This is a genomic window from Kocuria soli (genome assembly GCF_003797835.1).
GTDB classification, from domain to species: Bacteria; Actinomycetota; Actinomycetes; order Actinomycetales; family Micrococcaceae; genus Kocuria; species Kocuria soli.
In genome coordinates this window covers 77633-103884 of record NZ_RKMF01000013.1, presented here as the reverse complement: position 1 = coordinate 103884, position 26252 = coordinate 77633, and the positions used below count along the sequence as shown (strand labels likewise).

General features: G+C 67.2%; 26 protein-coding genes. 10 read left to right on the top strand and 16 right to left on the bottom strand.

What is annotated here, in order from left to right; genetic code table 11:
* The gene (locus tag EDL96_RS10585) at positions 1–609 is read right to left on the bottom strand and encodes a tripartite tricarboxylate transporter TctB family protein (RefSeq protein ID WP_325049556.1); all 609 of its coding nucleotides are present in this window, start codon (positions 607–609) and stop codon (positions 1–3) included.
* A gap of 145 nt (positions 610–754) precedes the next feature.
* On the opposite strand from EDL96_RS10585, the gene EDL96_RS10580 reads away from it, so the two are divergent.
* The gene (locus EDL96_RS10580; RefSeq protein ID WP_123825910.1) at positions 755–1111 is read left to right on the top strand and encodes a universal stress protein; all 357 of its coding nucleotides are present in this window, start codon (positions 755–757) and stop codon (positions 1109–1111) included.
* A 21-nt stretch (positions 1112–1132) separates the two neighbouring features.
* On the opposite strand, the gene EDL96_RS10575 is transcribed toward EDL96_RS10580, so the two are convergent.
* Both EDL96_RS10575 and EDL96_RS10570 read right to left on the bottom strand, forming a co-directional pair.
* Positions 1133–2836 (bottom strand): sensor histidine kinase, encoded by a 1704-nt coding sequence (locus tag EDL96_RS10575; protein ID WP_123825908.1) that lies wholly within the window; start codon positions 2834–2836, stop codon positions 1133–1135.
* 13 nt (positions 2837–2849) lie between these two features.
* Positions 2850–3578, bottom strand: coding sequence for a response regulator transcription factor (locus EDL96_RS10570; protein ID WP_123825906.1), 729 nt, complete (start codon positions 3576–3578; stop codon positions 2850–2852).
* A gap of 121 nt (positions 3579–3699) precedes the next feature.
* On the opposite strand from EDL96_RS10570, the gene EDL96_RS10565 reads away from it, so the two are divergent.
* From EDL96_RS10565 to EDL96_RS10550, 4 genes are all read left to right on the top strand, one after another.
* Entirely contained in the window at positions 3700–4509 is an 810-nt protein-coding gene (locus EDL96_RS10565) for a VOC family protein (RefSeq protein ID WP_123825904.1), read from the top strand.
* A gap of 91 nt (positions 4510–4600) precedes the next feature.
* The gene (locus EDL96_RS10560; RefSeq protein WP_123825902.1) at positions 4601–4948 is read left to right on the top strand and encodes a cupin domain-containing protein; all 348 of its coding nucleotides are present in this window, start codon (positions 4601–4603) and stop codon (positions 4946–4948) included.
* An 11-nt stretch (positions 4949–4959) separates the two neighbouring features.
* A complete protein-coding gene (locus tag EDL96_RS10555; protein WP_123825900.1) occupies positions 4960–5445 on the top strand; it encodes a VOC family protein in 486 nt (161 codons plus the stop codon).
* 53 nt (positions 5446–5498) lie between these two features.
* Complete coding sequence (locus EDL96_RS10550) at positions 5499–6878, top strand: glucose-6-phosphate dehydrogenase (protein ID WP_123825898.1); 1380 nt, start codon at positions 5499–5501, stop codon at positions 6876–6878.
* A gap of 24 nt (positions 6879–6902) precedes the next feature.
* Here EDL96_RS10550 and EDL96_RS10545 read toward each other — a convergent pair whose 3' ends face one another.
* The 4 genes from EDL96_RS10545 to EDL96_RS10530 all read right to left on the bottom strand — a co-directional run bounded on the left by EDL96_RS10545 (position 6903) and on the right by EDL96_RS10530 (position 11401).
* Entirely contained in the window at positions 6903–7247 is a 345-nt protein-coding gene (locus EDL96_RS10545) for a hypothetical protein (RefSeq protein ID WP_123825896.1), read from the bottom strand.
* Between the two features lie 245 nt (positions 7248–7492).
* Positions 7493–8701, bottom strand: coding sequence for an MFS transporter (locus EDL96_RS10540; RefSeq protein WP_123825894.1), 1209 nt, complete (start codon positions 8699–8701; stop codon positions 7493–7495).
* 3 nt (positions 8702–8704) lie between these two features.
* On the bottom strand, positions 8705–9676 hold the full coding sequence (locus EDL96_RS10535) for a glycerate kinase (protein ID WP_123825892.1): 972 nt from the start codon (positions 9674–9676) through the stop codon (positions 8705–8707).
* 129 nt (positions 9677–9805) lie between these two features.
* On the bottom strand, positions 9806–11401 hold the full coding sequence (locus EDL96_RS10530) for a GMC family oxidoreductase (protein WP_123825890.1): 1596 nt from the start codon (positions 11399–11401) through the stop codon (positions 9806–9808).
* Positions 11402–11582: 181 nt separating this feature from the next.
* On the opposite strand from EDL96_RS10530, the gene EDL96_RS10525 reads away from it, so the two are divergent.
* Positions 11583–12596: a tripartite tricarboxylate transporter substrate binding protein gene (locus tag EDL96_RS10525; RefSeq protein WP_233568844.1), complete on the top strand. Its 1014-nt coding sequence runs from the start codon at positions 11583–11585 to the stop codon at positions 12594–12596.
* On the opposite strand, the gene EDL96_RS10520 is transcribed toward EDL96_RS10525, so the two are convergent.
* The 5 genes from EDL96_RS10520 to EDL96_RS10500 all read right to left on the bottom strand — a co-directional run bounded on the left by EDL96_RS10520 (position 12597) and on the right by EDL96_RS10500 (position 17199).
* Positions 12597–13076 (bottom strand): DedA family protein, encoded by a 480-nt coding sequence (locus EDL96_RS10520; RefSeq protein WP_123825888.1) that lies wholly within the window; start codon positions 13074–13076, stop codon positions 12597–12599. It abuts the gene before it with no gap.
* Positions 13077–13220: 144 nt separating this feature from the next.
* A complete protein-coding gene (locus EDL96_RS10515) occupies positions 13221–14006 on the bottom strand; it encodes a VOC family protein (protein ID WP_123825886.1) in 786 nt (261 codons plus the stop codon).
* Between the two features lie 225 nt (positions 14007–14231).
* Complete coding sequence (locus EDL96_RS10510; RefSeq protein ID WP_123825884.1) at positions 14232–15011, bottom strand: helix-turn-helix transcriptional regulator; 780 nt, start codon at positions 15009–15011, stop codon at positions 14232–14234.
* 68 nt (positions 15012–15079) lie between these two features.
* A complete protein-coding gene (gene menE, locus EDL96_RS10505) occupies positions 15080–16597 on the bottom strand; it encodes an o-succinylbenzoate--CoA ligase (protein WP_123825882.1) in 1518 nt (505 codons plus the stop codon).
* A gap of 128 nt (positions 16598–16725) precedes the next feature.
* A complete protein-coding gene (locus tag EDL96_RS10500; protein ID WP_233568843.1) occupies positions 16726–17199 on the bottom strand; it encodes a MarR family winged helix-turn-helix transcriptional regulator in 474 nt (157 codons plus the stop codon).
* Between the two features lie 217 nt (positions 17200–17416).
* Between EDL96_RS10500 and EDL96_RS10495 the strand changes: the two genes are divergently transcribed.
* From EDL96_RS10495 to EDL96_RS10480, 4 genes are all read left to right on the top strand, one after another.
* The gene (locus tag EDL96_RS10495) at positions 17417–18382 is read left to right on the top strand and encodes an SDR family NAD(P)-dependent oxidoreductase (RefSeq protein WP_123825878.1); all 966 of its coding nucleotides are present in this window, start codon (positions 17417–17419) and stop codon (positions 18380–18382) included.
* 6 nt (positions 18383–18388) lie between these two features.
* Positions 18389–19288, top strand: coding sequence for an amidohydrolase family protein (locus EDL96_RS10490; protein WP_123825876.1), 900 nt, complete (start codon positions 18389–18391; stop codon positions 19286–19288).
* A 67-nt stretch (positions 19289–19355) separates the two neighbouring features.
* On the top strand, positions 19356–20528 hold the full coding sequence (locus EDL96_RS10485) for an acyl-CoA dehydrogenase family protein (RefSeq protein WP_123825874.1): 1173 nt from the start codon (positions 19356–19358) through the stop codon (positions 20526–20528).
* A 55-nt stretch (positions 20529–20583) separates the two neighbouring features.
* Positions 20584–21066, top strand: coding sequence for a MaoC family dehydratase (locus tag EDL96_RS10480; protein ID WP_123825872.1), 483 nt, complete (start codon positions 20584–20586; stop codon positions 21064–21066).
* A gap of 265 nt (positions 21067–21331) precedes the next feature.
* Here EDL96_RS10480 and EDL96_RS10475 read toward each other — a convergent pair whose 3' ends face one another.
* From EDL96_RS10475 to EDL96_RS10460, 4 genes are all read right to left on the bottom strand, one after another.
* Positions 21332–22630 (bottom strand): MFS transporter, encoded by a 1299-nt coding sequence (locus tag EDL96_RS10475; RefSeq protein WP_123825944.1) that lies wholly within the window; start codon positions 22628–22630, stop codon positions 21332–21334.
* A gap of 323 nt (positions 22631–22953) precedes the next feature.
* A complete protein-coding gene (locus EDL96_RS10470; protein ID WP_123825870.1) occupies positions 22954–23937 on the bottom strand; it encodes a 2-hydroxyacid dehydrogenase in 984 nt (327 codons plus the stop codon).
* A gap of 164 nt (positions 23938–24101) precedes the next feature.
* On the bottom strand, positions 24102–25715 hold the full coding sequence (locus EDL96_RS10465) for a 4-hydroxyphenylacetate 3-hydroxylase family protein (RefSeq protein WP_123825868.1): 1614 nt from the start codon (positions 25713–25715) through the stop codon (positions 24102–24104).
* Positions 25716–25764: 49 nt separating this feature from the next.
* Positions 25765–26217, bottom strand: coding sequence for a flavin reductase family protein (locus EDL96_RS10460; protein WP_233568842.1), 453 nt, complete (start codon positions 26215–26217; stop codon positions 25765–25767).
* Positions 26218–26252 lie beyond the last annotated feature (35 nt).

Sequence of the window (26252 nt, the reverse complement as noted above, 5' to 3'; positions counted from 1 at the left end):
TCAGAGCCCTCCCAACAAGCCGGACGGAAGATTTAGCCCCAGGCCGACGGCGAAGGCCAGATAGATCAAACTCGAGACCACCAGGGCCAGGGAGATGTCGAACAGCGGACGCCGACTACCAACCCCGCGCGCCACACACCAGAACAGCAGCGCCGCGGCAATGATCCACCCCAGGAACTCCAGGCCCACGGAGAACACCAGGAACCCGCCGACCAGCCAGGCCAGTGCTGTCCAGTCCGAATGGAAGCGGTAGACACCCAGGCTGTTGCTCTCGTCCGGCGGGGACGGCTTGCGCACAATCTCCAGAACCAGCAGCAGCGCCAACACGTAACCCGCGACCGCCAGCAGCAGCGGGTAGAACCGGGGGCCGGGGAACTCCGTGTCCTCGGGGACGGACATCGTCACGATGCCGTACACCAGATACGTGCTGATTCCGGCCAGGACCAGGGGAACCACCAAGCCGCTGCGACCCGCCATGAACCCGGAGCGCTCCGGGGTCTGAGACGTCCGCGGTTCACCGACGGCCACGGGGCCGTCCGCCTCCGGCACTCGGACCGCGGGCGGGTGCCCGGAATGCTCCGGAGCGTTGTTCGTGGAGGATGGGCTCACAATGGTCCTTGGGGTGATCCGTGGGTTACAGGGCCGCGAAGTGGTGCGAGGACCTACCGGAACGATGCGAGGAAATCACCCCCGCCGCACCAGTATGATGCAGGTCACAGGGAAGCATACTGCCAGCCCGGACCATGGAGGACCAATGACCGTCGTCATCGCCCGTAGCAACAGCCCCGAGAGTGAAGCCGCCCTGGCGGCAGGGCTTGTCGAAGCCAAGCACCGCGGCGAGGACGCTGTGATCTTCCAGTTGGACGGTCAGCAGTTGGACCCGGACACCCCGGAGCTGGAGGGAGTGTCGGTGACCCACCGCTTCCCCGAGCCCCGCGGCCGCGACGCCACGGGTGACCTGCTCGATGTGGCCGGTGAGGTGGATGCTTCGCTGATCGTCGTCGGGATCAAGCACCGCAGCCCCGTGGGCAAGCTGTTCCTGGGCAGCGCAGCACAGCAGTTGCTGCTCGAGGCCAACGCGCCGGTCCTGGCGGTCAAGTCGACCAGGTGAACTGAGGCCTCCCTGGTCAGGTCACGCGAGAGGTAACCGCACCGTGAAACGGGCCCCGCGACGGGAACCGGGCCGCGGCGAGATGACCGTGGCTTCGCCCCCGTGGGCCTGCACGACGGTCCGCACGATCGCCAGGCCCAGTCCCGTAGAACCTTCCACTGCGGAATCGGTCGAATCTTCACCGGTGCCCTCGCGTGTCTCATCACCTGACGGTGCGTGAGTCCGTGCCTGGTCACCCCGCGCGAACCGGTCGAACAGGTGCTCCTGCAACTCCGCCGCCACACCGGGGCCGTCGTCGTCGACGTGCAGGATCGCCTGGGGCCCGGCGGACTCCAGGGTGACGGTCACCCGGGTGCCCGCGGGAGTGTGCTTGCGAGCATTGGACAAGAGGTTGGCCACCACCTGGGCCAGCTGCCGCGAATCCCCTGAAACCGTGACTGGTTCCGGCGGGACGTCCAGGTCCCATCGGTGATCGGCTCCGGCGGCGCTGGCGTCCATGACCGCTTCGGCCACGATCTCCCCCAGGTCCACCTGCTTGCACTCCGGTGCCCGGCCCGCGTCGAGCCGGGCGAGCAGGAGCAGGTCCTCGACCAGGCCACCCATCCGCTGGGCCTGCGCCAGGAGACGGTCGAGGGAGGCCCGCCCCTGCGGAGAGAGCTGTTCGCTCAACCGCAGCATGTCCGCGTAGCCGCGCACGGAGGCCAACGGCGTCCGGAGCTCGTGGGAGGCGTCCGCCACGAACTGGCGGAGTTGGGCCTCCGACGCGTTGCGTTGCTGCAGTGCGTCGTCGATGTTGGTCAACAGGAGGTTCAGCGCATACCCGACGTCGCCGATCTCCGTACCCGGCTGGGCCAGGTCACCGCGGACCAGGTGGTCCCGAACCGGGACTTCGCCCGACTCCAGCGGCAGGGCGGCCACGTCAGCGGCGGATTCCGACACCTTGGCCAGCGGACGCAGTGATCGCCGGATCCACCAGAATCCGAGCAGAGCGGTGACCAGGAGCGCTGCGGCCGAACCGCCCAGGATGGTGGCCAACAGGACGTCCCGCGTGTGATCGACCTGCTGAGAGGGCAGGCCGGTGATCACGTACCGCTGTGACTCAGCGGTGCCGGAGTCCGTGTCCTGCGTGGGAGCGGCCGGTGCTCCGGCCTGGGAAAGTGGCCCCGCAACCCCCACGCGGTAATCCCCTCTGGAGAGTTCGATGTCCTTCAGCGGGGCGTGCTCAATCTCCTCCGGAGTCGCGGCCGACACGTCGTTGACGATTCCCGCGGTGGTCAAGAGTTCGATGTCCGCATCGGACAGCTCCTCGGCGGAGCCTTCGTCGCTCAGACAGGTGGCCCGCTGGACCTTGCCGTTCTCCACGACGACGGACACGACGCCCACCGGTTGCCCCGGGGTCTCCAGGGGATCGCGGTCCCAATGAGCGCTGTCCCCTCCCGACTCCTCCGGTTGGGCCGTGCTCGTGCTCCCCGGCGTGGGCATCGGCGATGCGCCCGGCGACGGGCCCGCGGCCGGTTGTTCCGCGAGCGCCGGGTCCCCGCCGGTGAACGCAGCCGAGCGAGCCATGGCCTGCCGCACCGAATCATCGAGCTGCGAGTCGAGGGTGCGTTCGGCCGTGGCCGTGATGGCCAGTCCGGTGACGGTCAGCACCGCCGCCAGCAACAGGACCACACCGGCAACCGTGCGGAAGGCCAAGGTCCTGCGGAACGGGAGTCTCTGGCTCATGCGGACGTGCCGTTCACGCGGGTCGGATCACGTACCCGGCACCCCGGACCGTGTGAATCATGGGGTTGCGCCCGGCGTCGATCTTCTTGCGCAGGTAAGAGATGTAGAGCTCCACGATGTTGGCCTGCCCCTGGAAGTCGTAGTCCCACACGGCGTCCAGGATCCGGGACTTGGAGAGCACGGCCCTGGGGTTCTCCATGAGGTAGCGCAGCAGCTGGAACTGGGTGTCCGTCAATTCGATCTGCTCCCCGCCGCGGGTGCATTCCCGGGTGCTGACGTTGAGCACCAGGTCCCCGACGACGAGTTCGTCGGCCTCCTGGGCGGTCACTCCGGAGCGTTCCACCAGGCGGTGCAGACGCAGCAGGACCTCCTCGATGGAGAACGGCTTGGTGACGTAGTCGTCGCCCCCGGCCGACAGGCCCGCGATCCGGTCCTCGACCGAGTCCTTGGCCGTCAGGAACAGGGCGGGGACGTGCGGCTGTGTGCGACGGATCTTGGCCAACACCTCCGGGCCGTCGTATTCGGGGAGCATCCAGTCCAGGACCAGCACGTCGGGCACGAATTCCTTGGCCTGTTCGACGGCGGCGCGGCCGGCGTGCTCGATGCGGGTCTCCCACCCGACCATGCGGCACCCCATGGCCACCAGATCCGCCAGGGAGGGTTCGTCGTCGACGACCAGCACCCGGACGGGTGACCCGTCGGGATGCGACAGGGCGGGAAGGTTCAAGGAAGGAAGGCTCACGGTACTCCTTACGGGTCAGGCGACATCTTTCCAGAGATTCCTCCGAGCCCACCCGTGCCCTGGCCCTATCCTGATCCTCACTCGCCGGGGATCGGCCCCGGTCAGGACGGAAGGAGTGCGCATGCCCGCGCAGAAACCGGTGGCCGTCGAAGGCGGCCCGGTCTGGATCGGTTTGACCACGCACGACGTGGGCGGCGCGATCGCGTTCTACTCGCAGCTGCTGGGGTGGGAGTTCCCGGAGGGCAACCCCGAATTCGGCGGCTACCGCGTGGTGCTCAAGGACGGGCTCCCGGTCGCGGGCGCCATGACCTCGCTCTCCGGGCCCGAAGGACCCACCGAAAAGCCGCAGGCACCCACCAACTGGACGGTGTACCTGCGCACGGATGACATCGAGGCCCGTTGCGCAGCCGTCACGGAACACGGCGGTCAGCTGCTCATCCCGCCGATGCCCGTCGGCGACCTGGGGAGCATGGCGGTTCTGAGTGACCCCGCGGGCGCCGTCGTGGGTCTGTGGCAGCCCGACACGTTCGACGGCCTGGAAATCTGCGCCACCCTGGGTGCACCCGTGTGGTTCGAGACCATGACCAAGGACTTCGACGCGGCGTCGGTCTTCTACCGGGACGCACTTGAGTGGGATCTTCACGCGATGCCCGGTGACGACGCCGACTTCAGGTACGTCACGCACGGCACCGGCGAGCGCACTGCGGCTGGAATGTGTGACGCGGCCGGTTTCCTGCCGGACGACGTCGACTCGTACTGGCGGGTGTACTTCGGCGTGGCGAACCTGGACGAGTCCCTGGCCCAGGTCGACGCCCTGGGCGCTGCCCTGCTGGACGGGCCCGTGGACTCCCCCTGGGGGCGGTTGGCCACCGTGGCCGACCCTCAAGGGGCCTCCTTCCAGCTCCTGGAAATTCCTGCGCAGTACCACTGACACGGCCGCTGCGGGCGGGTGCGCGGGTTTCCCCGCGCACCCGCCCGGGCACAGAATGCGTGAGGCCCACCACCTGAGGAAGACTGTGGCCATGGACACGTTTCAGAGCACAGCACGCGAATTGATGGCCGAGGCCCGCTCCAACGAGAACGGTCGGGCAGCTCGCCTCCTGATCCACGACGGACCCTTGCGGCAGACGCTGCTGGCCCTGACCGCGGGCACCCAGTTGGCCGAACACAACTCCCCGCCGGCCGCGAGCATTCTGGTCCTCGAGGGAAGGCTCGCCGTCACGGCCCAGGAGACGGACGAGCTCTCCCAAGGACAGATCGCCGCCCTGACCCATCACCGCCACGGCGTCACGGCGCACGAGGACTCCGTGTTCCTGCTGACCACCGTGACGGGACTCCCCGGAAGCACCAGTCACGACGACGCCGAATAGGAGCAGCAGCCATGGCACGCAAAACCGCGACGTCATTGTGGTTCGACGACAACGGTCTGGAGGCCGCCGAGTACTACGCGTCCGTGTTCGAGGACTGCGAGATCACGAACGTCATGACCGACCCCGGCGGCAACCCGCACACCACGGAGGGGCAGGTCCTGGTGGTGGATTTCCGGATCGGCGACCAGAACATCCAGATCATCAACGGCGGACCGCACTTCGCGGTCGACGAAGCCGTTTCCGTCGTGCTCGAGTGCGATTCGCAGGAGGAGGCGGATCGGTACTACACCGAGCTGACCCGTGAAGGGTCCGAGGCTCCCTGCGGGTGGTGCAAGGACAAGTTCGGGCTGAGCTGGCAGATCGTGCCGCCAGGGGTCAACGAGTTGTTCATGCTGGAGGACCGCGCGGCCGCCAAACGCGCCGTCGAGGCCATGATGACCATGACCCGCCTGGACGCCTCGGTCATGCAGCGCGCCGCGGCGGGCGACCCGGCCTGATGCCCAGGGGCGGATGACGCGTACCTACCGCATTGATAAGTAGGCTCCTGTTCATGGACACCTCGCACGGCGTCGCCCGTCATCGCAACCATGCCCGGCCGATCACCTTGGTGATCGTCGGGGCCAGCGGCGACCTGACCGAACGCTTGCTCCTGCCCGGTCTCGGACAAGTGCTCACGCTGGAACCGGATCGAGAGGTCCTGGTCGTGGGAACGGCGCGAAGGGAACACCCGAACTGGGCGGAAACCGTCCGCGAGGCGTTCGAGTCGGTGGAGGCCCACGGACCGGCCGTGGAGAGGACGCTGGCCAAGACTCGTTACGTCCAGGGCGACACCACCGATCTGTCCGACCTACGGGACCTGCTCGCCGTCGTCGAGGGCCGCGTGGTGCTGTACTACGCGTTGCCCCCGGCCGTCACCGAAAAAGCACTGGGCACGCTCTCGGAAATCGAGGGACTGGACGATTTGTGGATCGCCCTGGAGAAGCCGATCGGGACGGACCAGGAGAGTGCGGCAGCGCTCAACAAGGCGGCCGCCCGCATCGTCCCGGAGGACCGGATCCTGCGCGTCGATCATTTCCTGGGCATGCCCGCCGTACTGGACATGGTGGGACTGCGTCTGGCCAACCGGATCCTGGAGCCTGTACTCAACCGGGAGCACGTCGAGTCCATCCAGATCACCTTCGACGAAACCCTGGGGCTGGAAGGCCGGGCCGAGTTCTACGACAGCACCGGAGCGATCCGGGACATGCTCCAGTCACACCTGCTCCAGGTGATGGGGGTGCTGATGATGAGCCCGCCCGCGGCCCTGGACGACGACGAAATCCCCGCGTTGGTCAGCCACGTCCTGCGCCACACCCACTTGGCGGGTGCGGTCGAGGACTCCGTGGTGGCCGGGCGATACACCGCCGGATCGGTCGGCGGTCGCGACCTCCCGGACTACGTCGCGGAGGAGGGCGTGGACCCGTCCCGCCGCACGGAGACCTTCGGCCAGATCACGGTGGAGGTCGACACCTGGCGATGGAACGGCGTGCCCGTCACGTTGCGTTCGGGGAAGGCCATCGGCTCTCCCAGACAGGAGATCGTCGTGCGTTTCCGACCGGCGCCCCAGATCATCGACGGCGTCAGCGAGGGGGCTCCGAACGTCCTCCGTCTGGGTTTCCAGGACGGTGAGATCACGATGGAAGTCAACGCCGGTGGGCCCTTCGACGTCCGTGGTCTCACGCGGCTGTCCCTGTCCTCCTCGACGGGCACTCAGACGCTGGGCGCCTACGGCAACGTCGTGCGGTGGCTGCTGGACGGCAATCCGGCCTTCTCCGTCCACGGGGACGCCGCGGAACAGGGATGGCGCATCGTGGAGCCCGCGATCACGGGAATCGCCAACGGTGCGGTGCCGGTGCAGGACTACCCGGCGGGGTCCGCCGGGCCCGCCTGAAACCGGGCCGGACCGGAGCGCGCCTCAGGCCGCCCGGGGGACGGGGATGCCGTGGACATCGGCGGTGTTCACCCGGAACTGCAGCCGATCAGGAACACCCAGGAACCGGGATCGCTCGCGAGTGCTCCAGGCACGCCAATCGATCTCCGCCCACTCGCCGACGGCGTGCACGGACTGTCCCGCACACAGGTCCCGCGTCCAACCTTCGGGTCCGTGCAGCACGACTTCCTCGTCCAAGGTGTCACCGCTGCCGGTGCGCTCGGCGAGCAGGGCAGCACAGTGCGGGCCGAGTACTTTCACCACCCTCCCCGTCAACTCGGATCGGGTGCTCGTGCGAGCGTTCTGTACGGCGCGGGTCAGGGCGGCCACGGTGACTCCTGGGGGTCGGTTCCAATATGGGGCTTGGCAGCCCACCGGGCGGGTGCTGTGGCACACCGGGATCGTTCATCCCCGTGCATCACCCGAACGGTGGGCGTGCACTGAAGTGTGCTCGGGCCCTATGGACACATCGTGGGATGCTTCGGTGATTCCGATCGACGGGACCGGTGAACGCCCTGGATTCGTTCTGGGCGGCACCCAAATGCCCTGGTCAGCGGGTTCGAGGCGACCGGGACTCAGACCCCTGACTGTGGCCGGTCTCTCACAATCCGTTCCACCCCGGAACCCGCCAGGACCGCGCAGGTCATCCAGATCGCCGCCGCAGGACCCAACGGTGCGGCCACCGCGCCGGCCAGGACTGGCATTCCGACCTGACCCAGTCGGTTGGCCATGAGGCGCACGGCCAGGGCCGAACCCCGCCAACTGTCCGGGACCGTCGTCGTGATCATGGTCATGGTCAGCGGCTGCCCCAGGCCAAGGAAGAACCCGCCCGCGGCAAGGAAGAGCGCCGCGAGCCATTCGTTCTGGATGAACAAAGGCGGCACGGCCAGGGTGGTGGCCGAGATGACCAGGCTCGCCTTGAGCATGGCGGTCCGCCGGAAGCGCCGGGACAGCCAGGGCAGGACCACACGCGACAGGATCGACGCCCCTCCACGGATAGCCAGCAAGACACCGACGACGACGGGCGCCACGCCCGCCTGTTCCGCCACCACGGGCAGGAACGCCGTGAGGATGTCCAGCATGGCCAGCAGCCCCATGGAGGCCACCATGTAGGGCACCACACCGCCCATGCCCAGGATGCGGGCCACCGACGGCCTGCCGTCCTCCTCCGCGGAGGCGGTGACATCGCGCAAGGGCGCGCCACCGAACTTGAGGGCGACCGGGCCCAGCGCCGCCGCGGCCAACAGCGCACCCACCCACAACGCCAGATTCACCCGCCCCATGCTCTCCGGCTCCACCGCAACGGAGGCCGTCCCCAGGAGCGCGCCGCCCAGCAACGGGCCGATCATCTGCCCCATGGAGTAGGAGGCCGTGAACCACCCGAACCCGGCGTCCAAGGCGTCATTGGCCGCGGTGCGTGCGATCGTGGTTTGCCCGGCGACGGTGAAGGCCAGGTGCCCCATGCCCAACAGCGCGCTGGCAACGGCGACCACCGCAATGTTCGGGGCCAGGGCCAGGGCCACGCCGCCCAGGGTCAGGGCCGCAACCCCCGCACTCAACATGAGCCGCAGGGAGGCCATGCGGTCGGACACACGTCCCAACCACACCGCCGCGAATAACGGCAGCAGCGCGTAGGCAGCCGTCACCAGACCGATGGTCACCGGACCGGCCCCCAGCGCGATCAGCTTGTAACTGGTCACGGGCCGCAGCAGGTTCAGTCCACCCTGGGTCAGGGCGCCGGCCAGGCACAGCATCCACAGCCAGGTCAGTGCATTGCGTGCCATCCCTCAGCTGCTCGCGATGCGCAGGCCCGCGGCCCGCATGCGCTCGGCATCAGTCGCCACGATCACGTCGGCAAAGTTCTCGCGGTACGCGCCGAGGTCCTCGTCCACGGATCCCACGACCGCGACCACGGGCAGTCCCGGACGCACGCTGTTGACTCGGTTCAGGATCGCGTCGATGATCTTGCCCTCCCCCGTCTGGGAGTCCAGCCGGCCCTCTCCGACCACGACGACGTCGGCCTGCGCCACCGCGTGGTCGAAGTCCACGAAGTCCAGGACGTATTCGGCACCGGAGACCAGTTCGGCGTCGTAGCGGCCCCACATGCCACCGGAGAATCCACCGGCGGCCCCCGTGCGGGCAACACCCAGCGGATTACGTGGCAATGCCGCAGCCTGGTCACGGAGTCTGGCGGTGATCCGTTCGACCGTTTCCGGATCCGCCCCCTTCTGGGGGCCGAACACCTCTCCCGCGCGTTCGAAGGGCGTGGTGACGTCCGTGAGCACGGTGATCGGGACGCCCGCGAGGCCGCCGGCCTCCTCGATGGCCCGAATGGCTCCTTCGGCCCCGTCGCTCGTGGCGGAACCACCGGCCGAGACCAGGATGCGCCGGGCCCCGTGCTTGATCGCGTCCACGATGACCTGCCCCGTGCCGTAGGTGTCCGCGGTGAAGGCGTCTCGTGCGCCGTCGTGTTGAACGGTGATCCCGCTGGCCTGGGCGAGTTCGACGACGGCCGTGCCGTCCCGGGTGATCGCGTACTCGGCCGTCACGGGCGCTCCCCAGGGATTGGTCACCTGGACCGAATGGAGGGTGGCACCGGTGGTCGATGCCACCGCCGACATCGTGCCCTCCCCGCCGTCGGCGACCGGCAGTTCCACCGGCTGGCCACCCGCTTCGCGTACCCCGGCCGCGATGGCGCGGGCGACTTCCACCGCGGTGTACGTTCCCTTGAAGCTGTCGGGGGCGATCAGCACGCGCATTCTGGACCTTCCGGGCTCGGCGACGGACCCCTCGCGCAGTGCACACTCGAAAGTGGACGCGACCTGCCCGAGGCGCAGTTCACGCTACCGGACGGGGCCGCGCCCACGGGGTGGGTCAGACCTGCACCGTCACAGCTCACCCGTTTCCGGGCGCGCAGTCTCGGGCGATACGATCCCCAAGACCGCAGCGACCCCTTTGAGCGCGATCATCGCCGTGGGTGCGTTGGTGTTGCCCGTGGGCACGGTGGGCATCACCGACGCATCGATCACCCGCACCCCGCCGAGTCCGCGGACCCGCAGGTCCTCGGGGGAGACCACCGCTTCCGGCCCGGATCCCATCCGACACGTTCCGACCTGGTGGTGGTAGGTGGTCACCCACCGCTTGACGTAGGTCTCCTCTGCATCTCCCGCGGAGACCTCGGCCCCCGGATAGACCTCGACGGCGCCCCAGTCCTCCGCCAGCGCCGGCGCGGCAACCATGTCCCGCGCCTGCCGGAAGGAGGCCATCAGAGCGGGCAGGTCCCGTGGGTCCTCGAAGATGTTGGGATCCAGCTCGACAGGGTCGGAGACCTTGGCGCCGGTCAGTCGCACGGTGCCCCGCGAGTAGGGGCGGACCAGACCCGCGTGCAAGGTGAAGGCGTTCGCGGGACCCTCCATGCCGTCGTCGTACATCGGCACGGAGAAGTGAATGGGCTGGGTGTCGGGCTCGGACAGGTCAGGCCGCGAGCGCCAGAACAGGTGGGTCTGGGTCACGGACCAGTCGGTCTCCGGGTGCTCGATCTCCCGCCCCGTGGTCTCGGCGATGACCGGGGCCAACAGGTGGTCGTGCAGGTTCTCCCCCACGGGAAGGTCCGCCTCCACGGTGATTCCGACGTCCCGGAGATGCTCAGCAGGGCCCACACCGGAGCGCAGCAGAATCTTGGGGGTGTCCAGGGCGCCCGCGCACAGAATGACCTCGTCCGCCCGCAGCTCCTCACCCACGCCGTCGGGGTCCTCCAGCGGCGAGTAGCGCACACCGCGCACGGCGCCGTCTTCGATCACCAATCGTTGAATGTGGGCGCCGGTGATGACGGTCAGCAACGGGTTGTCCAGGATCGGTTTGAGGAACGCCATCCACGTGTTGAACCGGCGGTCGTCGCGGACGTTGACCTGCTGCTGGGAGATCCCGTCCAGGGTCCCCGCGTTGTAGTCGGGGTTGTACTCCACCCCGACCTGCCCGGCCGCCTCGATGATCGAATCGAAGATCGAGTTGCGCACGTAGTCCTGTCGAACGGGCACCGGGCCATCGGTCCCGCGGGTGGGCGCGGGCTGCTGCCCCGCCGGAGGGGTGTAGGTTTCGAGCGCCTTGAACCAGGGTTCGACCTCGGCCCAGGACCATCCGGGGCAGCCGTCATCCGCCCAACCGTCGTAGTCGGAGGCCGCCCCGCGGACCCAGATCGCGGCGTTCAGGGCGTGGGAACCACCGAGCACCCTGCCCCGGGGCCAGTGGATCACGCGGTCGTCCGAGTTCTTCTGGGGAACCGTCCGGTAGTCCCAGTCCTGTTCGGAGTGCCACAGCTCGCCCAGCCGGGAGACCTGGTGGATCGCGGGATTGTCGTCGTTGCTGCCCGCCTCGAACACCGTGACGCGGTGGCCCGCCTCAACGAGTCTGCGGGCGACGATCGAGCCCGCCGTCCCGGCACCGACGACCACGTAGGAACTGTTGGTCTGCTGTGTCTCACCCATGCCCACAGTGTGATGTCGCACACACCGTACGAGTTGGTCGAGAGTGCATGACGTTTGGGTGGGGGCGCACCCGCCGCACATGTGCGTGATGGGCCTGGTAGCACGTACAGTGATCCCCAATGTGAGCCGTGTCATATGACGGCGCCGACCTGTCACGTCCGTTCGAGTCCGAGGACCTACTGTGAGCACGCCTACCGAGACGAAGCCCGCCACCGGCCAGCGTCGCCCTCTGCCCCTGGTCATCTGGGCCATCTTCGCCGTCGTCGTGGTCGGGGTGGCCACGGCCTTCTCCGTCCGGGCGGCGGAACAGGGGGAGGACATCAGGGCGAACATGACCTACCTGGCTCCGGCCGGCCCCGGCGGCGGCTGGGACACGTTCATGCGTGAGATGCAGCAGGCGGACACCTCCAACAACCTGGTGGGCAACGTGCAGGTGGTCAACGTTCCGGGCGCTGCCGGCACGATCGGCCTGGGTCGCATCTCGACCATGGAGGGCGATGCGTCCTCGATCATGGTGACCGGCGCCGGCCTGGTGGCCGGCGTGGAACAGCTCAATTCCCCGGTTTCTCACGACGACGTCACCCCGATCGCACGGGTGGTGGAGGAGTACGACGTCGTCGTCGTGCCCGCTGATTCGCCCTACGACTCCATCGACGACCTCGTGGCCGACTGGCAGAAGGATCCGGGGTCCATCGTGTGGACGGGCGGCGGCTCGTTCGACCAACTGGTGATGTCGGAATTCGCCCTGGCGGCCGAGGTGGATCCCGCCAAGACCTCCTACCTCCCGAACTCCGGCGGCGGCGAGGCCACGCAGGCGCTGATCACGGGAACAGCGGACGCAGCCACCTCCGGGTACCAGGACGTCGCGGACCAGATCGAATCGGGGCGCCTCAAGGCTCTCGGTCTGGCCGCACCCCAGCGCATGGACGGCGTGGACATCTCCACGCTCAGCGAGCAGGGTTACGAGGTCGACCTGGCCAACTGGCGCGCCATCGTGGCCCCTCCCGGAATCAGCGACGAGGAACGCGAGAACCTGACCGAACTGGTCCGCGAAACCATCGAGACCCCCGAGTGGCAAAACGCGGTGGACCGCAACTCGTGGACCGAGAACTACCTCGACGGGCCCGAACTCGAGACCTTCCTCAACGACGAACGCACGCGCATCGCCGGACTGTACGAGGAAATGGGTGTGTGATCAGGTGTCCTCGGGAGCGGCGTTCGACCGATCCCGGGTCACCAGGTGGACCACCACCCCGGCCAACGCCAGGGTCACGACCACTGCGGCTGTGATCACGGGATTGGCCAGCCAGGCCCGCACGACGGCCATGCCGACCGTTCCGTAGATACAGCCCCACAGGAACGTGCCGACCAGCATCGCCGGGATCCAGCGCGTCAGCGGCATCCGGGTCAACGCGGTGGTGAGGATGACGGCGGTCTGGAACCCGACGGTCAGAAAGCAGGCCGGAACCGCCAGGACACCCCAGCGGTTCACGAACCCCGCAGCCCGGATGTAGGCCGGGGATTCGATCACCCGTTGGACGAAGCCCATGCTGCGGCGGGAACCCTCGGCGGCTGCGCGCCCCAGACCGAACACGATCGACGTGCGCACGATCCCCACCGCCCAGAAGAACAGCACCGCCCACAGAAAGGGCAGGGATTCGATCCAGGCGAGCACCCGACCCACCCTAGTCCGTGGAATTGAACGGGTTGACGACGGACTGTGGGGGCACGGGGCGGCTGAACCGCGGCCCCATCGGTTGCCACAGAAAGTGCTGGGCAACCGATGGAGCCGGTCAAGTGCGGACGTACTGCGCGCGGGTCACAGCGGTTGCTGCAGCTGGAAGGTCGCACCTTCCGGATCCGGGACCGTGGTGATGCGCCCGAACTCGGTGTCCTCCGGACCGTCGGTGGCCCGGCCACCCGCGGCCGTGAGCTTCTCGACGGCGGCTGCCGTGTCCTCGACCATGAAGTACGTGCGCCAGTAGGACCGGCCGTCGTCGAAGAACATGTGCGCGTCGCACAGGCCTGCGACGGAACTCTCCCCGGCCCCGTTGGTCACGTACTTGAACTCGTCCGTTCCGCCTTCCGCTCCCATCCAGGCGATGTCCCAGCCGAACACGTCACGGTAGAAGGCCAGGTCGGCGTCGAAGTTCGACGTCATGGCCTCGAACCACACGGCCGTCCCGGGTTTCAGGGGCAGTTCGAAGCCGCTGAATTCGACCGCTTGCCACAGGCCCACCGCAGCCCCGGAAGGCGTACTGATCACCGCCATGTGACCCGAACCCGGGACCCGCATGGGGCCCATGCACAGATTGCCCCCGGCTGCCTGCACGTCGGCGACCGTCTTTTCGATGTCCTCGACGGCCAGGTACAGCGTCCACACGGAATCCGCCTCGACCGGGTTGCCCTGCTGATCCATGGCTGCCATGAGGCCGCCCACGGGTACGCCGTCCTTCTGGATGATCGTGTAGTGCCCGTAGTCCTCGCCCTGGTCCTCGAACTCCCAGCCGAAGAGTTCGCCGTAGAACGTCTTGGCGCGCTCTACGTCCTGGACCATGAGGTCCAGCCACGTGGGTACTCCGGTGGGACGTGGTGATGCCGACATGGTTCTCACTCCTACGCTTCTGGGCCTGTCCGAGCGGCCTCTTGAGGTGAACACTGTCAGCCTAAGAAGAGCTACCCCCGGGTGATTGTCCGATCCTGCTCTCCTGATCACGGCCGCCTTGTGCCGAGACCTCCGTTCCGACCCGATCCGAGCCCCGGAATGGGCCGGAACGGAGGTCTCGGCGTGGTTTCGGGGGCGGCGGGGACGGCCGCGGGAAGGGGACGGTTACGACGGCGCCCCGGCCAGGGAGGGCAGGGCGGTCAACACGGGGTGATCCCAGGGCAGCGCGGTCCGGAAGTGGATGTCCGTCCCGCCTCTGACCTCTCCCGGCGTCACCCGCACGGGGCCCGGATACATGCCGACCATGGGCACCGAGGCCGCCAATTGCTGCGCGGGGTCCGCCGATGCGGGGTACGCGGTGGCCAGCACCCACGGCGCCGTCGTCGTGATCGGGAGACAGAACTCGCCCTCTCCCCGGCGCAGAACTCCGCTGGCCGGCCGCCCGAGTGGAACCGGCTGCGGGTAGGTTCCGATCCAGACCAGCGGCTCCCGGTGCACCAGGTCGTCCCGCAGGGCCGCACGTTGCTCGGGAGTGAAGATCACCCGCCCGGTGGCCACGGCCGCCTGGTCCCCCAGCGCGAACGCGGGGATCTCTGTCTCCCCCAGACGGTCCGCGACGCAGCGCAGGTTGCCGGGCGTGACCGCCACGGCCTGGAGGAAGCGCCGGGAAAAGGTGGCCAGTGAATTGAAGCCGACCTCGTGGCACACGTCGATCACGGGGTGGTCCTGGGCCAACAGCAGTTGCTTGGCACGATGGAACCTGACCGCGCTCACGTAGCGCGTGGGTGAGGTCCGGAAGACCTTGGCGAACAGGCGGCTGAAGTGGAACGGGCTGTAGCCGGCGGCATCGGCCAGTTCACCGACGCTGACGCCGGTGTGCAGGTTCTCGCCGATCATGCGAGAGGTCGTCAGGGCGAATCGCTCGACGTACGGGTCCAGCTCCACGGCCTCAATGTAACCGCGGGCCGCCCGCCCCGGAAGGCCCGTACAAGGCCGGGCCCTCCGGTGAAGGGTCAGGAGAAGCGTTCGCGCAGGAGGTTCTTGCGGATCTTGCCGGAAGCCGTCCGGGGCAGTTCCTCCACGATGGTCAGCGTCTTGGGCACCTTGTAGCGGGCGAGCTTGTCAGCCAGGTGGTCCTGGAGGTCCTGGTCCGTGATGGGCTGTGCGCCGTCCCGGAGCACCACGACGGCGTGCGGGACCTCGCCCCATTTCTGGTGCGGGACTCCCACCACGGCGACGGACTGGATGGAGGGCATACGCAGGATCGCGGCCTCGACCTCGGCCGGGTAAACGTTCTCACCGCCGGAGATGATCATGTCCTTGATCCGGTCGGAGATGTACAGGAAGCCGTCGTCGTCGGTGTAACCCATGTCCCCGGTACGGAACCAGCCGTCCTCCCAGGAGGTGACGGCGTCGGGTCGCTTCCAGTACTCCTTGATGACGTTGGGGCCGGCCACCAGGATTTCGCCCGGCTCCCCGGAGGGTGCCGTCTCCCCCATGGGGTCCACGATGCGGAAGTCCGTCCAGAACTGGGAGATGCCGGAGGACCCGGCCTTTTCGCGCGAGCGGTCCGCGGGCAGCGTGGTGACCCCGGGTGAGGTCTCGGTCATGCCGTAGCAGTTGGTGAAGTGCAGACCGCGTTCCTCGTAGGCCTCGATGACCCGCATGGGCACGGCCGAACCCCCGCAGGTCATCTTGGTGACCGTGGAGATGTCCGTGGTCTCCCACGCGGGGTCCTCCGTGAGCATCTGGTACGTGGTGGGCACACCCGCCAGCCAGGTGATGCCGTGCTGCTCGATCAGCTCCAGCGCGCGGCCGGGGATGAACTTGGACTCGACCACCAGGGTGGCGCCCTTGAGCAGCACCGGCAGGACCCCCATGCCCAGCGAGGCCACGTGGAACATCGGCGAGATCTGCAGCGAGACGTCCGTGGAGGCGACGTCGAAGTCCACCAGCACGTTGTAGGCGTTCCAGGTGAAGTTGCCGTGCGTGAGGCACGCACCCTTGGGCTGACCCGTGGTTCCGGAGGTGTAGAGGATCACGGCCAGGTCGTCCAGCCCGATTTCACGATCTTCGGCCCACGGCTGCACCTCGGCGGTGAGTTCCCCCAGGGATGGGGTTCCGTCCTGGTTGGGTTGCGTGGTCCACCGCGGCAGGTCGGTGCCGAGATTCGCGACGGCGGCCGCCGCCAGCTGCGTCAGCGCGACGTCGTGGATGAGCACCTTGGCCTCGGAGTCCTCGAGCTGGAAGGCGATCTCAGCCGGGGCCAGTCGGGTGTTGAGCGGAACGAACACCGCACCGAGCATTTCCGTGCCGAACAAGGCGGTCACGAACTCGGCGCTGTTCTCCCCCAGCAGCGCAACCCGGTCGCCCTGTCGCACGCCCGCGGCGTCCAGCGCGGAGGCGATCCGCGCTGCCTGGTCGCGCAGTTGCACGTAGGTGAGGGTGTTCTCGCCGTCGATCACGGCCGTCTTGGAACCGGAACGTTCCAATCGGCGGTCCAACCATGATCCGATGCCGGTGTTGCGCACGCGTCCTCCTCCGCCGCCGGCACACCGAGGCCAACCCCGCGTTCGAAGGAGCGCCACCGCAACCGGCAATCGTTGAACTTTTCAACTAATTGGCGATCCTAGATGTGCCACCCGTCACAGGTCCAGGGTCAGCGGGAGGCAAGTTTGCGCAGAAGTCCCTGCAATTCGGCCTGCTCGGCCTCCGTCAGGTTGGACAGCAGACGGTCCGAAGCGGCCCCGACCTGGGCCTCCGCCTGCAGCAGCACCTCGCGGCCGCGGTCCGTGGGGACGATGATCTTGGACCGCCGATCGCGCGGATCGGGTTCACGCCGAACCAGGTCGGCACCTTCCAGGTGGTCCACGAGCGCCACCACCTGACTCGGATCCAACACCAGGAAGTCGCTGAGTTCGCGCTGTGTGGGGGGCTGTTCCTCGCTGGCCAGGGAGAGCACCGAGTAGTGCCGCACCTTGAGGTCCAGGTCGCGCAGGTACCCGTTGGTCAACGCGGAGGCGAGTGAACCGAAGCGATTCATCAGGAACATCGACTCCTGCGCCAACCGGGCGTCCACGAATCGCTCGTTCTGGTGCTGCACCAGATCCTCCACCGCCTGATCAACCGCCACCATCGCTCCTCCGTTCAGACATCTCGACCCCGGGGCCTCGCACCTTCAACGCCCGGGGTTCTCCATTCTCCCCCACGGCACCCTTGCCCTAATCGTTGACATTTTCAACGGTTTCGACTGAGATGAAGGCAGAGATCGTGGCGCGCGTCACGGTCGCCCGATCGAGTTCCCGCTGCGGCCGATCCCCGCAGCAGCAAGCCGCAAAGGAGCGCGCACCATGACCGAGACTTCCGCAGCAACATCGGCCCCGACCTCCACCCCCCTGGCCGGCAAGGTCGCCGTCGTCACCGGCTCGGGTCAGGGTCTGGGCCTGGCCTACGCCCAGGAGCTCGCCCGCCGCGGAGCCGCCGTGGTCATCAACGACGTCGATCAGGCCACCGCCGATGCAGCTGTCGCCTCGATCGTCGACGCCGGAGGCAAGGCCACCGCCGTCGTCGCTCCCGTGGGGAGCACGGAGACCGCCGAGGCCCTGGTCAAGGGGGCCGTTGACGCGTTCGGCGGCCTGGACATCCTGGTCAATAACGCGGGCATCCTGCGGGACAAGTCGCTGCTGAAGATGACCGACGAGGACTTCGACCTGGTCATCCAGGTCCACCTGCGCGGCACGTTCACCTGTGTCCGTGAGGCGTACCGCTACTTCAAGGAGAACGGCGTGGCCGGCCGCATCATCACGATCGGCTCCCCGACCGGCCAGTACGGCAACTTCGGTCAGACCAACTACGCCGCCGCCAAGGCCGGGATCGTGGGCATGGTGCGCACCTGGGCGCTCGAGATGAAGAAGGCGGGTGTCACCGTCAACGCGGTCATTCCCGTGGCGGCCACCGCCATGACCAAGACCATCCCGTTCTTCGAGAAGGCTGTCGAGGCCGACGAAGCCGGCGAGGCCATGCCCGCGTTCTTCCGCCACGACCTCGGCTTCGGCACCGCCGACGACGTCGCCGGACTCATCACCTTCCTGGCCTCCGACGACGCCGCGGACATCACCGGCCAGGCCATCGGCGCCGGTGGTGACCGTTTGCAGCTGTTCTCCCACCCGGCCCCCGTGGTGACCGAGTACAAGGAAGGCGGCTGGAGCTACGACGACCTGGCCGCGGACTTCCACAGCCTGGCCGAGGGCAACCTGCAGAAGTGCGGCGAAGTCATGCCGCAGCTGCCCGAAGACCTTCACCCGAAGCAGGGCTGACCCGCCATGTCCCAGGCAGACAACAGCTACGAATTCGGCATCGACCTGCAGAAGATCCATGCGATCGACATGCACGTGCACATCGAGTGCTCGGAGCACGGACACCTGTCCCTGCCCCAGCCGCTCGTGGATGCCTCCTCCAAGTACTTCAAGGCGGAGGACCGGTCGCCGTCGTTGGACACGATCGCCGAACGCTACCGCGAATGGAACATGGCGGCCGTGGTGTTCACGGTGGATGCCACCACCGCGCTCAAGCACGAGCCCAACTCGATCGAGGAGATCGCCACCGGGGCCGCGCGCAACAACGACGTCCTGATCCCGTTCGGGTCCGTGGACCCGTTGCAGGGCGCAGCCGCCGTGGAGCGTGCCAAGGTCCTGGTGGAGAAGTTCGGCGTGCGGGGCTTCAAGTTCCACCCGTCGTTGCAGAGCTTCGACCCCTCCGACCAGCAGTTCTACCCGCTGTACGAGGCGATTCAGGACCTGGGCGTACCCGCGCTGTTCCACACGGGGCAGAACGGCATGGGCGCCGGGTTGCCCGGTGGCTACGGGATCAAGCTCGGGTACTCCAACCCGCTGCTGCTGGATTCCGTCGCGGCCGATTTCCCCGAACTGCAGGTCATCATGGCGCACCCGTCGGTGCCGTGGCAGGAAGAGGCCAACTCGATCGCCACCCACAAGTCCAACGTGTGGATCGACCTCTCCGGGTGGTCCCCCAAGTACTTCCCGCAGTCGCTGGTGCACGCGGCCAACCGCATGTTCCCGGACCGGGTGCTCTTCGGTACGGACTATCCGTTGATCACTCCGCAGAAGTGGTTGGGCGCGTTCCAGGAGGCCGACTTCAAGGACGAGGTCCGGCCCAAGATCCTCAAGGACAACGCGGTCAGGCTGCTCGGCCTGGGCAACTGAACCACGGCGTTGTCCGTCGTCGGAACCCGCGGCCGTGCGGCTTGCGGTCTGAGCCAGGAGGTTCAAGATGAGTGAGCTGTACCCGGACTGCGATCCGTACGGGATCGCGGACGCGCTGACGGAGGACGAGCGGGCGCCGCTGCTGCGGCTGCGGGCCGTTCTCGAATCGGAGGCCTACCCGCAGCTGGCGGAGCACTGGGAGGCGGGAACCTTCCCGGAATCCGTGGGTCCCGCGTTGCAGGCGCTCGAGCTCATGCACCCGCCGGAGCTGGCCGACCAGACCCCGCGGGCGCTGTACCACGGGTTCCGGATCTTCGAACTCGCCCGGTGTGACGCCTCCGTGGCGACGTTCTACACGGCTCAGGCCGGGCTGTTCCGGACCGCCTGCCGTGTGGGTGGTTCGGAGGAGCAGTTCGCCGAGTGGGATCCCAAGATAAAGTCCTTCGAGATGAAGGGCGTGTTCTGCCTGACCGAGCCCGAACACGGTTCGGACATTGCCGGTGGGCTGTCCACCACGGCCCGACGCGACGGGGACGAGTGGGTGATCGACGGCGCGAAGCGGTGGATCGGTGGTGCCTTCACTGCCGACTACCTGTGCGTGTTCGCCCGCGACACCGAGGACTCCCAGGTCAAGGCCTTCCTGGTGCCCCGCGAGGCGCCCGGGGTGACTCTCGAGAAGATCTACGGCAAGACCTCCCTGCGGATGATGCAGAACGCCCACATCACCCTCTCCGAGGTGCGGGTTCCTGAATCTGCGCGACTGCAGAACTGCAACTCCTTCAAGGACGTGGCGGCCATGCTGCGGCAGATGCGCTCCGACGTCGCATGGATCGCTTGCGGTATCCAGGCCGGGGCCTACGAGGCCGCGGTGCGTTACGTCCGCGAGCGCCAGCAGTTCGGCCGCCCCTTGGCCAGCTTCCAGCTGGTTCAGGAGAAGTTGGCCCGCATGCTGGGGAACCTGACCGCCTCCCTGTCGATGGTGTCCCGCCTGGCCGAGAAGCAGCAGGAGGGCATCTACCGGGACGAGGATTCCGCACTGGCCAAGATGTGGATCAGCCTGCACCTGCGCGAAACCGTGGCGCTGGCCCGCGAAGTGGTGGGCGGCAACGGGATCACGCTGGCCACCGACGTCGCCCGCTTCCACGCCGACGCGGAAGCGGTCTACTCCTACGAAGGCACCCATGAGATCAACGCGCTCGTCGTCGGGCGTTCCATCTCCGGGGTCTCCGCGTTCGCCTGATCACTCCATGACTGCGCGAACCCGCGCCGTCGTCCGTCTGAAAGGAACACACACCATGACCGAAACCACCCCCGAATCCACCGCCAAGACCGTCGTCAGCTTCGACGAGGTCAAGGACCTGATCGGCAAGAACCTGGGCTACAGCGAATGGCGTGAGATCACCCAGGAGCAGGTCAACCTGTTCGCCGATGCCACGGACGATCACCAGTACATCCACGTGGATCCCGAGCGTGCCAAGGACGGTCCGTTCGGCGGGACCATCGCCCACGGCTTCCTGACGCTCTCGCTGCTGATCCCGATGTGGTCCGAGCTGTTCGACGTCACCGGCGTGTCCACCAAGGTCAACTACGGCCTGGACAAGTGCCGCTTCACCGCACCGGTCCCCGTGGGCTCCCGCGTGCGCCTGACGGTGACCATCACGGACGTCCAGGAGGTCAAGGGCAACGGCCTGCACCTGGTGGCCGACGGCACCATCGAGATCGAGGGCCAGGAGCGCCCGGCCGTGGTGGCCACGTTCCTGAACCGCTTCTACGCGTGAGGTGTCTGGCGGGGCAGGTGGGCGGACCACCTGCCCCGCCTCTTTGTGTGGGCAACCCACACTGTGAATGGTGACCGTGGACCGTTGGGGATCCCACGGTCACCATTCTTTGGCGGGGCCCCTACCCCAACTTTGAACACGGAGTTCGGCCCACATCTTGCCTGATGTGGGCCGAATTCCGTGTTCAAAGTTCTGCTCACGCGGGGCATACGACGACGGCGGGGTGCGCTGGTGAGCGCACCCCGCCGTCGTCGGGAGGTTTGGATCAGTGCTCGTAGGTCTCCAGGTCGATGTCCTTGGACTCCTTGGTGAGCAGGACCGCCAGGCCGGAGATGGCCGTCAGCACGATCAGGTAGATCACCACCGGGCCGATCTTCCCGTCGCCGCCGTAGATCGCGGCCAGGATGGTCGGCGTGAAGCCCGCGCCCAGCAGCGTGGCCATCTGGTAGCCCACGGAGGCACCGGTGTAACGGGCGGCGGTTCCGAACTGCTCGGAGATGAACGCCGCCAGCGGACCGTAGATGGTCGAGTGGCAGAGCAACGCCACGGTGAAGCCCACGAAGATCAGCAACGTGTCACCGGTGCGCATGAGCGCGAACAGCGGGTAGGCGAAAGCCATGAACAGGGCCATGCCAAGCAGCATGAGCGGGCGACGCCCGATCCGGTCCGACACCTTTCCGGCCAGGATCACCATGCCGATCGACAGCACGGACGCGCAAGCGAAGGCGTAGAGCACCGACTGGCGTTCGGCTCCGTGGGCCACCGCGTAGGCAACCGTGAAGGTGGCCAGCAGCGTCTGCAGCGCGAAGCCCGCGGCACCGCCGAACATGACCAGCAGCAGGTTCTTGGGGCGCTTGATGACGCTGAGGATGGGGATGTCGCGGGGCTTCTCGGCGGCCTCGTCGCGCTCAACCGCAGCTTCGAAGATCGGGGACTCGCTGATCTTGAGGCGGATGATCAGGCCGACTGCCAGCAGCAGCGCGGAGGCCAGGAACGGGATGCGCCAACCCCAGCTGAAGAACTGCTCCTCCGGCATGGAGGCGAACAGGCCCAGGACGAACGTACCCAGGGCCGCACCCGAGGGTGCACCGGCGTTGACGAAGGACGCCGCGAAACCGCGGCTCTTGGGCGACGCGTGCTCGAGGGCCATCAGGGCGGCGCCGCCCCACTCGCCGCCGATCGCGATGCCTTGCAGCAGGCGCAGCGTCAGCAGGATGAACGCACCCGCCATGCCGATCGTCGCGGACCCGGGGATCAGGCCGATCAACGTGGAGGCGCCACCCATGACGAACATGGAGAGCACCAGCATCTTCTTGCGGCCCAGGCGGTCACCGAAGTGCCCGAAGATCATGCCGCCGATCGGGCGAGCCACGTACCCGGCCGCGAAGGTCAGGTAGGAGGCGATGGTTCCCGCCAGCGGAGTCATGTCCGCGAAGAACACCTGCGGGAACACCAGGGCAGCAGCCGCGGTGTAGAGCAGGAAGTCGTAGAACTCGATGGTCGAGCCGAGGTAGCTGGACATGACCACACGGCGGGCTTCCTTCTGCCGCTCGGTGGTCGACATGTCCTGCAGGTCTGAATGGTGGGTGGCTGCGCTCAAGGCCGCTCCCCTCTCTCTGGGTGGGGACCCTGGCCCCCGAAACCGGTAGATAGAGGCGCCCGCAGCCTGAGGAAGGGCGTGAGCTACCTCACAGGGGCAAGACTAGAGCCAATCATTGATTTTTTCAACGATTATTTGAGCCAACGATTTCGGCGGTGGTCCGGGAACGTCGAAACCTCCGGAAGGGCCCGATCGGCGGGGGATTTCGGGTCCTTCCGGAGGTTTCGACGGGATGCGTGAGCGAGACGGGCGGGGTGCGCGGGCAGCGTGGGGACGACGACGGGCGCCTACCGGGCCGCTTCCGGGTTCACCGGGTAGGGCGGGACCTCTCCCTTGGCCATGGCAATCGCGTTCTCGGCACACATCTCCCCCATGCGGGCGCGGGTGCCGAACTCAGCCGAACCGATGTGCGGCAGCAGGAAGGTGTTCGGGAGATCGGCCAGACCGGGCGCGAGCGCAGGCTCGTTCTCGTACACGTCCAGGCCGGCGGCGGCGATCGTGCCCTCACGCAGGGCGGTTACCAACGCCGCCTCGTCGATGACGGGGCCGCGGGCAGTGTTCACCAGCACGGCGGTGGACTTCATCCGGCCCAGTTCCTCCGCGCCGATCAGGTGGGTGGTGTCCGGGGTCAGCGGCACGTGCAAGGAGATGTGGTCCGAGGTTTCCAGCAACTCGTCCCAGGACACCTGCTTGATGCGACCGGCCAGATCGCCCAGTTCGTCGTCGTTCACGGGGCGGTCCCGGGGCGGCCGCTGGACGAACACGACCTCCAGGCCGAAGCCCAACGCGCGGCGGGCCATGGCCTTACCAATGCGCCCCAGTCCCGCAATGCCGAGCCGAGTTCCGGTGATGTCCGCGCCCAGCAGGAGTTCCGGGGTCAGCCCCTTGAACTGCCCGGAGCGCACCAACTCCTCACCTTCGTGGGCACGCCGGGCGGCGGCCAGGAGCAGGAGCATGGCGATGTTGGCGGAAGCGTCCGAGAGAACGTCGGGGGTGTTGCCCACGAAGATGCCATTGGCCGTGGCCGCTTCGACGTCGATGTTGTTGAAGCCCACGCCGAAATTCGCCACACCCTTGAGCTTGGACCCGTTGAGCACATCGGCCGTGACCTTGTCCGAGAGCTGGGTGATCAGCACGTCGTAGCGACCGCTGTGTGCCGCTTCCTTGAGGTCTTCGGCGGTGAAGCCGTTGCCGATCTCGACGTCGCCGGCCTGGCGCAGCATGTCCTCAGCGGGACCTGGCAGGGGTGCGGTGAAAAGGAATGACGGCATGGTGGCACCTTTCTGTCTCACACTTGCGGGTACTCACCAGTGTGTCACCTCGCCCCGGTCCGGCACCCGGTGGCCCAGATACGCCGAGTGCGCAGTTTGATCGCTGCTCAGGTGGCGAGGGGCGATCAAACTGCGCACTCGGCAGCGTCGGCGAACGGGAACGGTTACTTCTTCATGTAGACGTTCACGTCGTCGCTGTTGAACAGGTCCGGAACGGTCCAGCCGTCCAGGTCGTACTCGGACATGCACTGCTCGACCATGCCGTTCATGGAGTCCACCACGCCGTTGTTCATGGCGTTCATCAGCATCTCCACGCGCACGTTCTCGTGGTTGCCCGAGTAGTTGCGCTCGTAGAGTTCGTGGCGGCCGCCGAATTCGGAGCCGATCGAATCCCACAGGAGCTTCATGAGCTTGACCCGGTCCACGGCCTGCACGCCGTGGGAGCCACGCACGTACTTGTCCAGGTAGGGGCGGATTTCGGCGTTCTTGAAGTCCAGCGCACCGGAGGGCAGGTAGATCAGGCCGGAAGCCACGTCCTGCTCGATGATCTCCTTGATCCGCGGGTAACCCTGGGCCATGAACATGCGGTAGGCCAAGCCGTAGTCCATCTTGGGCAGCACGGACCCGTTGGGGCCTTCGTCCGGGTTCAGGGTCATGCCGTCGACGATCGCCCAGAACAGGTTTCGCCAACCGATCACCTCACCGGCACGGGCCTGCACACCGCGGAAGTCACGGGTACCGGCGATCTCCAACGCCTTGAGCAGCAGGCCGGCAATGAAGTCGAGCTTGACGGCCAGGCGGATGCAGCCCTGGAAGGTGAAGCGCTGGATGAACCCGGTTTTGGGCATGAAGCCGTTGATCTGGTCCGGGTCCCCGTAGGCGAACAGGTTCTCCCACGGCACCTCGACCTTGTCGAACACGAAAACGGCGTCGTTCTCGTCCATCCGGGAGGACAGCGGGTAGTCGAACGGAGTGCCGGTGACGGCGGCGTTCTGCGCGTAGGAGGGGCGGGAGATCAGCTTGATGCCCGGGGCGTCCATGGGAACGGTGCAGATCATCGCGTACTCGGGCTTCTTGATGGGCAGCCCGTAGTGGGAGATGAAGTTGAAGTTCGTGATGGTCGAGCCGGTGGCAACCACCTTGGCGCCGGAGACCACGATGCCGTTGTCGGTCTCCTTCTCGACCTTCATGAACACGTCCGCGACCTCGTCCGGCGGGAGGTGGCGGTCAACCGGCGGGTTGATGATCGCGTGGTTCCAGTACAGAACCTTCTCCTGGGACTCCTTGTACCAGCGCTGAGCGTTCTCCTGGTACGGGGAGTAGAACTCCGGCATGGAACCCAGGGTGCCCAGGAAGGCGGCCTTGTAGTCGGGGGAACGGCCGAACCAGCCGTAGGTCATGCGTGCCCAGGTCTCGATCGCGCGGCGGGACTCCTTGAGGTCGTCAACCGACTTGGGGACCTTGAAGAACGGGTGGGTCTGGCCCCCGTTGCCGGTGTCCGTGTCGGTCAGCAGCTCCTTTGAGGTCTCCGGGTCGTGGAAGCCGTCATAGAGGCGGGCGACCATGCGCACGGAGTTCCGGAAGGCCGGGTGAGTGGTGACGTCGTCGACCCGTTCGCCGTGGATGTAGACCTCGCGGCCGTCCTTGAGGGATTCGATGTACTCGTCACCGGTCATGGGCAACTTGGGGTTCTTGGGCGTGGTCCGCTCGGACATCGAACGGTCCCCACCCTTGGTGGGCTGGTTGTCGGTGGACGGATTCTCGGCAGTTGTAGTCATGGCAGGTCCTTTCGCGTGAATTCAGGGGTGCAATCGGGGCTTGCGGGGGTCAGTCGAGGCTGAGGAACGACGTCGAACCTTCGAACCAACCCGACGACGGCGCATCGGCCGAGCCTTCCCACGGCGTACCGCCGCAGAACGGGCCCATCTGCCGGAACTTGCCCTTGTAGAAGACCAGGGGCCTGCGCTCGGTGAGCTCCACGTCGACGACTTCACCGATCACGATCACGTGATCTCCGCCGTCGTAGATCTTCCAGGGGCGGCACTCGATGGTGGCGGCGTTGCCATCCAGAACAGGTACGCACTCGGGGCCGTCGGGGCGCCACTGCACGGGCGAGGACATCGGCTTGCCCGCAAAATTCAGGCAGACGTCCAACTGCTCCTCGGCCATGATGTTGATTGCGAACGGGGCGTCCTCCAGGAACTGCGCCGCCTTGTTCTTGCGGATCAGCGTGACCTGCGCCAAGGGGGGATCCAGGGAGACTGCGGTGAATGCGTTCACGGTGGCGCCGTGGGGGGGTTCCGTCCGGGGTTCTG

Bases quoted from the DNA above. Each gene is read 5' to 3' on its own strand.
- EDL96_RS10580 (WP_123825910.1), top strand. From the start codon at position 755: ATGACCGTCGTCATCGCCCGTAGCAACAGCCCCGAGAGTGAAGCCGCC.
- EDL96_RS10575 (WP_123825908.1), bottom strand. From the start codon at position 2,836: ATGAGCCAGAGACTCCCGTTCCGCAGGACCTTGGCCTTCCGCACGGTT.
- EDL96_RS10565 (WP_123825904.1), top strand. From the start codon at position 3,700: ATGCCCGCGCAGAAACCGGTGGCCGTCGAAGGCGGCCCGGTCTGGATC.
- EDL96_RS10560 (WP_123825902.1), top strand. From the start codon at position 4,601: ATGGACACGTTTCAGAGCACAGCACGCGAATTGATGGCCGAGGCCCGC.
- EDL96_RS10555 (WP_123825900.1), top strand. From the start codon at position 4,960: ATGGCACGCAAAACCGCGACGTCATTGTGGTTCGACGACAACGGTCTG.
- EDL96_RS10550 (WP_123825898.1), top strand. From the start codon at position 5,499: ATGGACACCTCGCACGGCGTCGCCCGTCATCGCAACCATGCCCGGCCG.
- EDL96_RS10540 (WP_123825894.1), bottom strand. From the start codon at position 8,701: ATGGCACGCAATGCACTGACCTGGCTGTGGATGCTGTGCCTGGCCGGC.
- EDL96_RS10535 (WP_123825892.1), bottom strand. From the start codon at position 9,676: ATGCGCGTGCTGATCGCCCCCGACAGCTTCAAGGGAACGTACACCGCG.
- EDL96_RS10530 (WP_123825890.1), bottom strand. From the start codon at position 11,401: ATGGGTGAGACACAGCAGACCAACAGTTCCTACGTGGTCGTCGGTGCC.
- EDL96_RS10515 (WP_123825886.1), bottom strand. From the start codon at position 14,006: ATGTCGGCATCACCACGTCCCACCGGAGTACCCACGTGGCTGGACCTC.
- EDL96_RS10495 (WP_123825878.1), top strand. From the start codon at position 17,417: ATGACCGAGACTTCCGCAGCAACATCGGCCCCGACCTCCACCCCCCTG.
- EDL96_RS10490 (WP_123825876.1), top strand. From the start codon at position 18,389: ATGTCCCAGGCAGACAACAGCTACGAATTCGGCATCGACCTGCAGAAG.
- EDL96_RS10485 (WP_123825874.1), top strand. From the start codon at position 19,356: ATGAGTGAGCTGTACCCGGACTGCGATCCGTACGGGATCGCGGACGCG.
- EDL96_RS10480 (WP_123825872.1), top strand. From the start codon at position 20,584: ATGACCGAAACCACCCCCGAATCCACCGCCAAGACCGTCGTCAGCTTC.
- EDL96_RS10475 (WP_123825944.1), bottom strand. From the start codon at position 22,630: ATGTCGACCACCGAGCGGCAGAAGGAAGCCCGCCGTGTGGTCATGTCC.
- EDL96_RS10470 (WP_123825870.1), bottom strand. From the start codon at position 23,937: ATGCCGTCATTCCTTTTCACCGCACCCCTGCCAGGTCCCGCTGAGGAC.
- EDL96_RS10465 (WP_123825868.1), bottom strand. From the start codon at position 25,715: ATGACTACAACTGCCGAGAATCCGTCCACCGACAACCAGCCCACCAAG.